Source organism: Acaryochloris sp. IP29b_bin.137, from assembly GCF_028285745.1.
Taxonomy (GTDB): domain Bacteria; phylum Cyanobacteriota; class Cyanobacteriia; order Thermosynechococcales; family Thermosynechococcaceae; genus Acaryochloris.
This window is the reverse complement of the sequence record NZ_JANQOP010000257.1, coordinates 1-12,214: the sequence shown is the minus strand read 5'-3', so window position 1 is coordinate 12,214 and position 12,214 is coordinate 1. Positions and strand designations below refer to the sequence as shown.

Annotated in this window: 12 protein-coding genes and 2 pseudogenes; 9 read left to right on the top strand and 5 right to left on the bottom strand. The window is 47.9% G+C overall.

What is annotated here, in order from left to right; genetic code table 11:
• Nucleotides 1-590: 590 nt before the first annotated feature.
• The gene (locus Q0991_RS18280) at nucleotides 591-899 is read left to right on the top strand and encodes an antibiotic biosynthesis monooxygenase (RefSeq protein ID WP_299491090.1); all 309 of its coding nucleotides are present in this window, start codon (nucleotides 591-593) and stop codon (nucleotides 897-899) included.
• A gap of 27 nt (nucleotides 900-926) precedes the next feature.
• Here Q0991_RS18280 and Q0991_RS18275 read toward each other — a convergent pair whose 3' ends face one another.
• Entirely contained in the window at nucleotides 927-1,835 is a 909-nt protein-coding gene (locus tag Q0991_RS18275; protein ID WP_299491087.1) for a LysR family transcriptional regulator, read from the bottom strand.
• 177 nt (nucleotides 1,836-2,012) lie between these two features.
• On the opposite strand from Q0991_RS18275, the gene Q0991_RS18270 reads away from it, so the two are divergent.
• The gene (locus Q0991_RS18270) at nucleotides 2,013-2,660 is read left to right on the top strand and encodes a peroxiredoxin-like family protein (protein ID WP_299491085.1); all 648 of its coding nucleotides are present in this window, start codon (nucleotides 2,013-2,015) and stop codon (nucleotides 2,658-2,660) included.
• A gap of 33 nt (nucleotides 2,661-2,693) precedes the next feature.
• Nucleotides 2,694-3,074 (top strand): nuclear transport factor 2 family protein, encoded by a 381-nt coding sequence (locus tag Q0991_RS18265; protein ID WP_299491083.1) that lies wholly within the window; start codon nucleotides 2,694-2,696, stop codon nucleotides 3,072-3,074.
• A 51-nt stretch (nucleotides 3,075-3,125) separates the two neighbouring features.
• On the opposite strand, the pseudogene Q0991_RS18260 reads toward Q0991_RS18265, so the two are convergent.
• Nucleotides 3,126-3,311: pseudogene (locus Q0991_RS18260) on the bottom strand (IS1 family transposase); the annotation flags it as partial.
• A gap of 111 nt (nucleotides 3,312-3,422) precedes the next feature.
• On the opposite strand from Q0991_RS18260, the gene Q0991_RS18255 reads away from it, so the two are divergent.
• A complete protein-coding gene (locus Q0991_RS18255) occupies nucleotides 3,423-4,754 on the top strand; it encodes a hypothetical protein (RefSeq protein WP_299491081.1) in 1,332 nt (443 codons plus the stop codon).
• 98 nt (nucleotides 4,755-4,852) lie between these two features.
• Here the strand turns inward: Q0991_RS18255 and Q0991_RS18250 are convergent.
• Both Q0991_RS18250 and Q0991_RS18245 read right to left on the bottom strand, forming a co-directional pair.
• A pseudogene (locus tag Q0991_RS18250) lies at nucleotides 4,853-4,927 on the bottom strand (IS6 family transposase); the annotation flags it as partial.
• 46 nt (nucleotides 4,928-4,973) lie between these two features.
• Nucleotides 4,974-5,096, bottom strand: a complete 123-nt coding sequence (locus Q0991_RS18245; RefSeq protein ID WP_299491078.1) for a hypothetical protein — start codon at nucleotides 5,094-5,096, stop codon at nucleotides 4,974-4,976.
• A gap of 72 nt (nucleotides 5,097-5,168) precedes the next feature.
• Here Q0991_RS18245 and Q0991_RS18240 point away from each other — a divergent pair, with 72 nt between their 5' ends.
• The 3 genes from Q0991_RS18240 to Q0991_RS18230 all read left to right on the top strand — a co-directional run bounded on the left by Q0991_RS18240 (nucleotide 5,169) and on the right by Q0991_RS18230 (nucleotide 7,510).
• A complete protein-coding gene (locus Q0991_RS18240) occupies nucleotides 5,169-5,561 on the top strand; it encodes a DoxX family protein (RefSeq protein ID WP_299491075.1) in 393 nt (130 codons plus the stop codon).
• Between the two features lie 50 nt (nucleotides 5,562-5,611).
• Nucleotides 5,612-6,970, top strand: a complete 1,359-nt coding sequence (locus Q0991_RS18235) for an MATE family efflux transporter (protein ID WP_299491071.1) — start codon at nucleotides 5,612-5,614, stop codon at nucleotides 6,968-6,970.
• A 69-nt stretch (nucleotides 6,971-7,039) separates the two neighbouring features.
• Nucleotides 7,040-7,510 carry a hypothetical protein gene (locus tag Q0991_RS18230; RefSeq protein ID WP_299491067.1) on the top strand — a complete coding sequence of 157 codons (471 nt, stop codon included), beginning with the start codon at nucleotides 7,040-7,042 and terminating at the stop codon, nucleotides 7,508-7,510.
• Between the two features lie 12 nt (nucleotides 7,511-7,522).
• Here the strand turns inward: Q0991_RS18230 and alaS are convergent, their stop codons facing one another.
• Nucleotides 7,523-10,144, bottom strand: a complete 2,622-nt coding sequence (alaS, locus tag Q0991_RS18225; RefSeq protein ID WP_299491064.1) for an alanine--tRNA ligase — start codon at nucleotides 10,142-10,144, stop codon at nucleotides 7,523-7,525.
• A 421-nt stretch (nucleotides 10,145-10,565) separates the two neighbouring features.
• Here alaS and corA point away from each other — a divergent pair, with 421 nt between their 5' ends.
• Together corA and Q0991_RS18215 are read left to right on the top strand one after the other, a co-directional pair.
• Entirely contained in the window at nucleotides 10,566-11,687 is a 1,122-nt protein-coding gene (gene corA / locus Q0991_RS18220; RefSeq protein ID WP_299491061.1) for a magnesium/cobalt transporter CorA, read from the top strand.
• 98 nt (nucleotides 11,688-11,785) lie between these two features.
• On the top strand, nucleotides 11,786-12,181 hold the full coding sequence (locus Q0991_RS18215; RefSeq protein ID WP_299491058.1) for a LapA family protein: 396 nt from the start codon (nucleotides 11,786-11,788) through the stop codon (nucleotides 12,179-12,181).
• The last annotated feature ends 33 nt before the right edge of the window (nucleotides 12,182-12,214 follow it).

Sequence of the window (12,214 nt, the reverse complement as noted above, 5' to 3'; positions counted from 1 at the left end):
AATCAGGAGAAGAAAGCTGACGTTCTAACTGCACAGTCTTTTCTTCCAACTTCAAGTAAAGGCAAGCCTAACGATCAGTTAATCGAACAGGGGATAAATGGGACAGGTATGACTCTCCCAAGCTTGATTAACTTACTCAGAAAGGATGAATTATTCGGGAAGATTGACAATGACGGATCGTGGATTGAACAACCACAAAATTGCAAAAAGATAAAGATTGATTCCTCTTGCTATTAAGGCTGGCCAGCGACTTAGAACGTTGATGATATAGTAATTAGGGCATAGGATAATAGAGCTTATGGCACCCAATCGATTAAGCAGATAAAGTTGAGCTTTCTTCTCGCACCAAGTATGACAACACCTGGTTTGCGATCGCATTTGAGAACTGCAGATATTGGTATAACTTACGTTTTAGTTTCGTATAAGTTAACCCTGTTGATTGTTGCGTATTTTTTCTTTGCAACCTTTAGTGAATATCTATTTTTCTATTAAGAAAAAAATCTAGTCATTGATCGATCTATTTAGATTTTTCAATCGCAAGGTCCTTTGCTACCCGATCAATCCCGTTACCCGATCAATGGAGAGCCCCTATGATCATCATCACTGGAAAAATAAAAGTTCAATCTTCTGAAGAATTGGTTAGGGTCAAAGATGCACTGATCCGGCGTGCCCAGAAAAGCCGCTCAGACCCTGGCAATGTCGAATATATCTTTTCCCAGAATATTGAAGATCCATCAGAACTCATCCTCACTGAGAAATGGGCTGACGTGGCATCCCTCCAGGAACACCTTAAAATTCCAGATGAGGAATTTTCCAAAATTATAGGCTCGGCATTGATTGAGCGTGCAGTCGTCACATCCCATGAAGTGAGCGCTGAACGGACACTTTTAGAACGGTAAGCTGCCTAATTCCCTCAGCGGCATCCATCAAGCTGTGACTAAGGGAGGAACATTCTGCTTCAAAAACTCAATAAATACCCTTAATTTGAGGGGGACATAGCACCGAGACGGGTAAACCAACCATGCTGCCGTACTAAAGTCTGTGCCTGTGACCTCGTAGGCTGGCAAGACATCAACTAGCTTCCCAGACCGTAAGTCTTCATGGATCAGCCAATTTGGGAGTAAGGCCAGTCCCATACTTGCGATCGCACAGTGTTGCAAGGCAATTCCATTGGAAATAATCAGCTTGCCGTGAACCGGCACTTCCGTGAACGTTCCCTGGGCATCTTTGAACAACCATTGGGTCTGAAACCCCGCCAAAGGGAACCGTAGACATTGATGGTCCGCAATATCTTGGGGCGTCTTGATGGGGGGAGACCGCTGCAAATAGTCTGGACTGGCACAAACTCGATAATGGGTACGCATCAACTGCTGGGCAATCAGGGTAGAATCCTGGAGCAACCCCAAACGGATGGCAATATCAATCCGATCTGTGAGCAAATCCACCACCGCATCCGTGAGGACAAGATCGACCGATAGCTCAGGATAATGTTGTTCAAATTGAGGCAGTAACGGCACAATACACTTCAAGCCAAAGGAAACCGAGGCCGTTACCCGTAACTGTCCTTTGGGCTGCCCCACCACATCTGTTGCTAAATCTGAGGCTTGCTGTAATTCTTCGATCAGGGGTTCAATGCGGTCAAAGTAGGTTTTTCCAGCCTCTGTCAGGGAGAGCTGGCGGGTAGTTCGCTGTAGGAGGCGCAGGTCAAGTTCTTTCTCCAGACCGGCGATAGCCCGTGATACTGAAGACGGATCAATATTGAGATCGCGAGCCACTGCCGCAAAACTGCCCTGGCGGACAACATCTACAAACAGCTTCAGTACCGATATTTCCAACGCGTTTGCCTCTGTAACCCGTAGACCCATCCCTGCCGATCCACAGGCATTGCATGAATCTATTTTTGATTCATGAATATTATGCACGAGTATCATGCATCCACGGGTCTTTATCCTTCAGGGGTCGGTGAGTACAGTGGGGATAAATCAGGTAATCTGCAGATATCGGAGGTTGTTATGTCCCTTACTACCGAACTCCAAGCCGTCACCGAAAGCGTCCGGCAAAAAGCGCCCGAAAATGTTTTTGCCACCATGGAAGCCGCCACCGCTAAACTCGCCACCACTGGGATTACGGACCAAGCCTTACAGCCAGGGCAAACGATGCCGGATTTTGAGTTACCCGATGCCACGGGGAAGCCAGTCAGTAGCCGCGATCTGCGGGCTAAAGGGCTACTGCTGATTTCCTTTTATCGGGGCAACTGGTGTCCCTACTGCAATCTAGAACTACAAGCATTGCAGGCCCACTTAGACGAGATCACGGCCCACGGTGCCACCCTAGTCGCGATTTCGCCGGAGACTCCGGATCAATCCCTGACCACACAAGAAAAATTTGATCTGAAGTTTCCAGTGCTGACCGATGCTAGCAACCAAGTCGCCCGCCAATTTGGGCTCGTCTTTACCCTCGATGAGAGTCTGCGACCCATTTATAACAACTTTGGCATTGATATCACGACTCACAATGGCGATCAGAGTTTTGAACTCCCTGTCCCCGCTACCTATTTGGTTGCGGCTGATGGCACGGTGCTCAATCGCTTTTTTGACGTTGACTATCGGGAACGGTTAGCCCCCGAAACGGCCTTAGCTTGGCTCCAAACTGCCCAATAAACACCCCAAAAACCCATAATACCGAGACGCCTAATGTTGAGTGACGATCAGAAAAATACCGTTTTAGCAGCAACCACAGCCGCTAGCAAGCAATGGCAGTCCGCCTTTAATGCGGGCAATGCCGCCCGATGTGCAGCCCAATATGAACCCACTGCGGTTATGCATGCCAGACCCTTTGGCACCTTTACTGGAACAGTCGAAATTCAAGCCTTTTGGGAAAAGCTGATTGCCGATGGGTTCGCTGATGTTGAATATCTAGATCCCAAAATTGAGGTGATTGATGCGACCCGTGCCATTCTCACCTCTGGCTGGAAAATGAACAACGCCAAAGGAGTGATTCATAAAGAGCTGTGGGTACTGCAAGCCGACGGCACTGCCAAGCTGCGAGAAGACGATTTCGAAGCCATCAACTAACCCATTGCCGGAAAAATTAATATGAATAAAGATGGTGGTGTCGATTGTGCGTCAACAAAGTGTGGGATAGGTGACTAAGTCTTGCCATACCCAGGGATGCTCCGTCAGTCCAGCTTGTTGGGCAGCCGTGTTCTTAAATCGTGAGTGGCACCAGATCCAGTTGAAATAAGCCAGCACCAGTCTTAAAGTCACTGCACTCTATTGCCAGACTTTACCAAATTTGTTCTGCCGCCGATGACTTGGACATAACTCTGCTCTGAATTTAAGTGACAGCCCTTCGACTTAAGTCGGCTTCCGCTTGTTCACCATAAATGGCACGATCCTACTAACCTTAAGCCTTAGCAAGTGATGAATATCAAACGCTGGTGGTGGATTTCTACTGGAACCTCAATCCTTTTTATTGCCCTCATTGGGTTGATGTGGTTTCGGATTGATCGTTCTTATCAGCCCAACCTGGAGCAACTTGCCAATGAAGCAGAGATCATCCCTCACCTCAACAAACAGGGTATATCTCTGAATAAATCTGAGGCGATTCCGACCGGCGTCTTTCTACAATCTCTCAAGTTCAACAATGCCACTGAGGTCAATGTTACGGGCTACATTTGGCAGAAATATGATAAGTCAGTCTTTGCCAAAGTCCCCAAAGACCAAGATGTACCAGTGGGATTCGTCTTGCCAGAAGCCGTGGATTCGGGTAACAACCTGGGACCCCAACAAGCCTACCGACGCTCCATTAGTGATACAGAAGAAGTGATTGGTTGGTATTTTGAATCAACTCTCAAGCAGCGTTTCGATTATAAAAAATACCCGTTAGACCACAAGACAGTCTGGATTCGTATTTGGGGGAAAGACTTTGCCCGAAGTAACGTGTTAGTCCCTGATCTGAATGCGTATAAGGCCACTCAAGCTGGAGATACCTTCGGGCTCGATGACAGTATTGTCTTAGGTGAGTGGGAAGTCGAAGAAACGTTTTTTGACTTCAAAACACCACGGTATGACATGGATTTTGGCTTGGAAACACCACTCCCCCAAACCCCAGAGCTATATTTTAATGTTGTGCTTAAACGAGAGTTTTTGGGAGCCTTCATTGTCAACCTAGTACCCCTGCTAATTTCAGCTATCTTGCTGTTTGCTACACTGCTCACCATTACGGTAAAAGAAGGCCAAGCCGATATTTTTGGCTTTAATACTTCAGAAGTCCTCGGAGTTTGTTCAGCCCTCTTCTTCGTAGTTTTGTTATCCCATATCCAGGTTCGACAAGAGATCCCAGGATCTGACATCATTTATATTGAGTATTTCTACTTGGCTATGTATGTTGCCCTTTTGGGGGTAGCGGTAGATTCCTACTTGTTTACTCATGACAGGTATTCAAGCCAGTTTAAGTTTATTTCCTACGCAGACAACATCTTCCCTAAGCTGATCTTTTGGCCAACGCTGTTGGGGACTTCCGCATTCTATTCATTTCTGATTCTGAAGCCACTGCAACCCTTTGAATCTAATCTCCCTCAACCTCAAACAACCCATATTCTGCCTCCTTCAGATCGGCCCTTAGTACAATGGGAGATTCCAAACTCTAATCCATTGGAGTTCACTCATACTTTGCGGAAGGGTCTGCCTTTGACCACTCGGATACATCCACCTAAAGTGCAAAGTTATTACATCTTTCCCTCAACTTCTTAGACGGTTGTGTCGCAAATAATGCTTCCAGTTATAAAACTCCTCTGAGTTTTATTCAAGACTATGCTGCTAATCCGAAGATTTGATTGATGAAAAAGATGGCAATACCAACGAACATTGAGCAGGATGATCTCAGATTGGTAATGACGCCATTTGAATAGGTCAGCGGTTTTCATTGGTAGGAGAGAAAAGAAGCACGGTCTCCTAGATTACCATTGGTTCTCAGCTCAGACCTTTTTTGCGACACAACTGGCCATGTCCCCCAAACATAGCGCGAGCCGTCACTGGGGCAAATGAGTTGAAACGGTCCAAGACTGCACCGACAAAGGGGGAGGATTTAGGCATGGGACCGTGCTTACTCCGAAACGATGGATATACGGTGAGAGAACAAGCTCAAAATATCAGTTGAACCATAACATGAACAAAACCATTGCTCGCTTGTTTTTGGCCTTAGGAGTGATCACAGCAGGAACCTTTCACTGGCTAACCCCCCATCCCTTTGTCCAAATGATGCCTACCATTCTGCCTTACCCCTTGGCGTTGGTTTACATTAGCGGCTTCTTTGAAATTCTGGGTGGTGTAGGATTGCTGATTCCCTTCGTCAGTCGAGCTGCCGCTTGGGGACTCATTCTCCTGTTTATTGCGGTCTTCCCTGCCAATATCAATATGGCAGTCAACGATCTCGTAATTGATGGACTCCCCCATAATCTGGTGGCCTATTGGCTAAGATTGCCGTTCCAAGGCGTCTTGATCGCATGGGCGTGGCGGTTTACAAAGCCAGATTTACCCGCCAGCGAAAAAGCCGAGTAGTTTTAACACCTCCCCCGTTTTACTGTGCATCTGGACATTTCTGGCTTTCCATGACCGCTCAACCTCCTGTTGATCCCAATCTCAACTCTTTTCTGCGGCTGGCAGGCATCAACATCTTGTCTAACTTAATGGTGCCATTGGCTGGACTCTTTGATGTGGCGTTCTTGGGGCATCTGGATGAACTGTGGTACTTGGCTGGTGTGGCTCTGGCAACGGTGCTGTTTAACTATCTCTATTGGACCTTTGGCTTCCTGCGGATGGGGACCACCGGGCTAACGGCTCAGGCATTGGGGAGACAGGATACCGAAGCCATGCTGTTGGTCGGACTCCGCAATGGGGTCGTAGCGTTAGGATTAGCCCTGGGTATTCTGCTATTGCAATGGCCCATCCGAATGGTGGGATTTAGCGTGCTCAGCGCCACCCCGGAGGTGAAAGCGGCCGGACAATCTTATTTTGATGCCTTAATTTGGGGTGCTCCCGCGACATTGCTTAATTTTGTGGTGGTGGGGTGGTATCTAGGGCGTGCTCAGAGTCGGAAGGTTCTACTGCTGTCAGGCGTCAATAACGTTACGAATATTGGGTTCAATTATCTCTTTATTGTCCAGTGGGGGTGGCAAAGTGCTGGGGCAGGAGCAGCTACCGCCCTGAGTCAATATCTAATGCTGATTGTGGGATTAGGGTTAATTAGACGAGATATCTCAGGGCCTCAACTCCAAATGCTCTGGCCCCAAATTGGGCAAACAGCGGCCCTCCGGCAAACCTTGACGTTTAACCGCGATATCCTAGTGCGAACCTTTGCCCTAATCTCCACATTTGCCGTGTTTACCCATTTGAGTTCTGACCTGGGTATAGAGATATTATCCATCAATACATTGCTGTTACAGGTAGTAACCCTAGCGGCCTATTTTATTGATGGCATTGCGTTTGCGATGGAGAATGTGGCTGGAGTGCTGAGTCAACAACAACAGTCTCAACGGTTGCGGCAACTGCTGATTTTATCAGGGGGGATGAGCATAAGCGTCGGAATTGGTTTTGCTCTATTATTCTGCTTGTTTCCTCGACCATTATTGAGTTTGCTGACCCACCATGAGACGGTGCTGACTCAGGTTGATCAGTATGTGGCTTGGCTTCTTCCTGTTATGGGTTTCGGTGCTATCGCGTATTTGCTAGATGGCTACTTTTTGGGATTGGCAGCAGGTAAACACCTGCGCCAATCGGTATTAATGGCTACATTGATGGGGTTCCTTCCTTTTGCGATCGCAGCTTGGCAGTGGCGGCAGGTCCACCTGCTCTGGTTAGCGCTAGTTCTATCTATGGGCGGTCGGGCTATCTATCTGGCCCTTCAAATTCCTCAGTCCCTCAGGTTTGTAGATGGAACCCACATCATTCCTTCGGGTCAGAAAGAATAGGGACCTTTGCCGTTGATCTATTCGTAAGCGTCCCCTTTGCTCAATGTGTGTAGCAAGGAACCTTAAACCATGGTTAGAAAAATCCTGCTGGCCTGTTTATTCGCGCCCATCGGCGTCATCCCCTTTCTTCACCCCCAAGTTGCTTGGGCCTGTAGCTGCATCAGAAGTACACCGGAAGAACAGATGGAGCGAGCAGATGTGGTGTTTACGGGACGGGTAATTGACAAAAGCATGAAGACCTTAGAGACCAATCCTTTTGGCGGCCTCAACTTAGTCCAATGGACCTTCGAGGTAGAAGCCAATCACAAAGGCTCTGTCTCCAAGCAAGTAACGGTTGAAAGTGCTTCCAATAGCGCAGCCTGTGGCATTAATTTCCAAATGGGAGAACGCTATCAGGTGTTTGCCAATCAGAGCGATACTGCTTTAAGGGCCTCTCTCTGCTCAGGTACACGAGCGACAAGCGATCTGCAGGAGCAATCTCAGGCATCTTCACCTTGTGCGGGTGGGCATGGTTATGAGTCACCTTACACGACAAACTGATGGGATAATCACCTATTGCAACTGAGCCAAGAGCTGATTTTGAGCATCCGCTAAAGCATCCGCTAATTTGCTTGGATCACGACCGCCTGCTTGCGCTAGGTTAGGACGACCGCCGCCGCCACCTCCGCATTGTTTTGCGATCGCGCCCACAAACTTCCCAGCCTGCAGGCCCTGTTCGATCACCTTCGGACTAAAGGCCGCCACCAGACTTACCTTGCCTTCCGCAGGCACAGACCCCAGAACGACAGCCCCTTCACCCAATTTTTGCAGTAACCGCTCAGCAGCCGTTTTCAGGGATTCTGAATCAACCCCTTCCAGTTGAGACACCAAAACTTTAACCTCACCCGCAGGTTTCGCTTGATCCAGAAGCTGTTCAGATTTAACCAACGCCAACTGCGCTTTCAGGGCATCCAGTTGTTTTTGAGCTGTTTTCAGGTCCGTTTGCAGCGTCGTGATTCGCTCTGGTAGTTCTTCCGGCTTAGCCTTAAACCGATCGCTTAAGTCCCGAACCACAGCATCTCGGACATTCAGATAATCCAGCACCGCTGGTCCTGCAATCGCCTCAATCCGACGGACGCCCGAAGCGACCCCGACTTCGGCCACAATTTTGAACAAACCGATTTCAGACGTATTCTTCACATGGGTGCCGCCACAGAGTTCCATGGAAACCCCCGGCACATCCATCACCCGTACTTCCGACCCATATTTTTCACCAAACATAGCTACGGCCCCTTTGGCCTTGGCTTCTGTGATCGGCATCACTTCCGTTTCAGTGGCATGGGCTTCAGCAATCCATGTATTGATTTGGGTTTCAATTTCCTGAATCTGTTCAGGGCTGACCGCCTGGTTGTAGTTAAAGTCAAACCGCAGCCGATCAAAGGCTACCAGGGACCCGGCTTGACCAATGGATTCATCGACAATATTTTTCAGAGCGGCTTGCAGGAGGTGGGTAGCGGTGTGATGGGCTTGCACCTGACGACGACAGGCCAAATCAATTTGGGCCGTTAGCTTGTCTCCTTTTTTCAGGGTGCCGCGCTCAATCCGGCCATAGTGGATAAAAATGTTTGATTCTTTCTGCACATCTTCGATCCGCACCACCACATCTTTGCCATTCAGATAGCCGCGATCGCCAATTTGTCCCCCAGATTCGGCATAAAAGGGGGTCTGATCGAGGGCAATCTGTACTTCAGTTCCTGCCTTGGCAGATTCAACGGTTTCTCCCTTCACCAGCAGAGCAACCACTTTGGCTTTGGCTGAGAAATCGGTATAGCCGAGAAAGTCTGTCGGATGAACAGTGGCGGCTAATTGTTCTAGGGCACTTTGCACGGTCAGGTCAATGGTCTTGTGGGCACTACGACCGCGATCCTGCTGTTCTTTCATGGCCTTGGTAAAGCCATCTTCATCGACCGTGAGCCCTTGCTCTGCAGCAATTTCTTGGGTTAACTCTAGGGGGAAACCATAGGTGTCATACAGGTCAAAAGCCTCTTTTCCTGAAATTTGCTTGGGCTTTTTCGCCATCATCTCGCCCAGTAGCTTTTCGCCCCGATTTAGGGTCTTGAGGAATTGCGCTTCTTCCCGCTCCAATTCTGTTTTGATAATTTTTTCCCGGTCGCGCACTTCAGGATAGGCGACCTCTAGAGAGGCAATGGCCGTTTCAGCGACTTGAGTAATAAAGGCTCCATCAATGCCAATCAGTTGACCATGGCGAACCACTCGCCGAATCAGCCGTCGCAGCACGTACCCGCGCCCGACATTGGAGGCGGTAATCCCATCGGCAATCATTTGGACTACCGACCGCACATGATCACCTACCACCTTCAAAGAAGTTTTGGTCTTTGCCTTACTCTTTTTATATTTGATGTCTGCAATTTTGGCAGCAGTTTCAATAATTGGAAAGATCAAATCCGTCTCATAGTTATTGGGCGCGCCCTGCAGGATCTGGGCCATCCGCTCCAACCCCATACCCGTATCAATGTTCTTATTCTGAAGGGGAGTGAGATTACCTTCACTGTCCTGGTTGTACTCCATAAACACCAGGTTGTAATACTCAATAAACCGGGCGTCATCTTCTAGATCAATCTTGTCGTCCCCTTTTTCGGGATGGAAGTCGTAGTAAAGCTCCGAACAAGGCCCGCAAGGGCCAGTCGGTCCTGAAGCCCAAAAGTTGTCATCAGCTCCCATCCGCTGAATCCGATGTTCGGGAATACCGATTTTGTCCCGCCAGATGGCAAAGGCTTCGTCATCTTCTTCAAACACGCTAGGCACGATGCGATCGGGAGGAAGCTTATAAACTTCCGTGGACAGTTCCCAGGCCCAAGCGATGGCTTGTTCTTTGAAGTAATCGCCAAAGCTAAAGTTGCCCAACATTTCAAAATAGGTGTGATGTCGAGCGGTTTTACCGACATTCTCAATATCGTTGGTGCGAATGCATTTTTGCGAGGTGGTGGCTCGGGGCACTTCGGCGTCTCGTTGGCCTAAGAAGATCGGTTTGAAGGGCAACATCCCAGCAATGGTGAGCAAGACGGTGGGATCTTCAGGCACCAGAGAGGCGCTAGGCAGGATTTTGTGGCCTTTGGCGGCATAAAAGTCTAGAAAGGCTTGCCGGATTTGAGCACCGCTAAGAGACGCAACCATAGATCTACAGAAACAATTCGATTGATATGTATATCAATCATGCCCTGTCCTGGGTGCTTTGTGCAGAACAAAACAGGATTGATAGCTCGGGCTCCAAATATCGAAGCTGAAAGAAATTATTTATGGCTTTAGTTTTTTAAGCCAAAGGAGAAAAAGGGGGATCAAGCTTGAGATAGAAATACACGGTTATCTCTCTTCGTCCCGCAAGTTCGCTTCTAGTTAGGTCAGTCTCGTTTGCTTCTGTACACTACACCTTTGACTGGTAAGTATGACTTCGATAAGGCGGGCGTATCCAACCGCTGGGGGAGGGTGTCTTCAAGCTTAGCCCTACCCCCATCTGGGCAGAAGTCTTGGTAAAGATACCCCGTTTGTCCTAAGACAATTAGTGCAAACTGGAAAAGCATAACTTCTGGAGTCAGAGATGACGAATTCCCCCTCCGATTTTCCCCAGCAACGTTACATCGATTACTTTTACGATCAGGCGGGCAGCCTACCTGGAACGCTGTCTATTGATGAAGATGCATCGCCGACCCAGATCATATTAATTGATTACGACGAATCCCATGCTCGCAAGATTGTCGTTGATCACCCTGAAGACAGTGCGGAGGTTTTGCATACCGACATGGTTTCTTGGATCGATGTCCAGGGATTGGGAGACGAAAATGTTCTGCGGCGGATAGGGGACATCTTTAACCTGCATCCACTGGTATTGGAGGATGTGGTGAATGTCCCCCAACGGCAAAAGGTGGAAAATTATGAGGATCAACTGCTCATCATTGCCCGCATGGTATTACCGGGTCCAGAAGAAGCTGGTTTTATCAGTGAGCAGGTGAGTTTAATCTTGCATCGGAAAGCATTACTAACTATTCAAGAAGAGCCTTACCATGATGCCTTTGATCCGGTTCGTACTCGCATTCGTTTACGAAAGGGTTCGATTCGAAAAATGGGTCCAGATTTTTTGGCCTATGCTCTTTTAGATGCGATTGTTGATGGATTTTTCCCCGTTCTGGAGACCTATGGTGAACGGTTGGAGATGCTAGAAGACGAAATTTTAGAGCATCCAACTCGCGAAACGCTCAACCAAGTCCACGTCCTTAAGCGCGAATTAATGACTTTACGACGATTGAGTTGGTCCCAGCGGGATGCGTTGTCCGCTCTGTTGCGAGATGATAGCCAACTGATTAGTCGCGAGGTACATATTTACCTTCGAGATTGTTATGATCACGCAATCCAAATCTTGGAAATGGTTGAAACCTATCGAGAGTTTGCTGCCAGCTTAATGGACGTCTACCTATCCTCTGTTAGCAATAAAATGAACGAAGTGATGAAAGTCTTAACCGTGATTTCAACTATTTTTATTCCCCTAACCTTTATATCGGGCTTGTATGGCATGAATTTCAATCCTCAAGCCTCTCCCCTAAATATGCCTGAGCTGGGTTGGTACTGGGGATATCCGGCAGTTTTGGGGGCAATGACAATTATTACGGGGAGCTTAAGCTACTTCTTTTGGCGTCGAGGATGGTTTAGTAAAGTATCCATTTAAGACTTTGAAGCTTTAAAGCTGCAGTTTTATTCAAATATATAGTCAGAAATTGCTCTCAGTCTCCAAATAGACATCTATCGTTAAAACCGTAAGAACAGATGCCGATTTTAGTCGTTTTCGCGTTAATTATTGCCTTCATTGCGATTTTATTTGCGTTACAAAATGCCCATCCGATTTGGGTCAGCTTTCTGGTTTGGCGGTTCTATGGTTCCTTAGCTCTCATCTTGCTGCTGACTTTAGCCCTTGGCGTCAGTATCGGTTTATTAGTGACCGTCCCAACCATTCTCAGACGAGGCTGGGTCTCTTCCCGCCAAAAACGTCAGTTGAGTCAGTTAACGGAGGAGTATCAAGGCCAGGCCCAGGATGTTTCCAGCCAGAAGAAAAAACACGATTTGATGCTAGCGGCTCAGATGCAGTTATTCGCTGCGTTAGGTGATTTCCTGAAAAGAAGTCACCTACTAAATTGGCTTAATGAGGATATCCCATTTAGGTAATTGAGGATGTCTGTCCAATCGTTTCTCAATCCC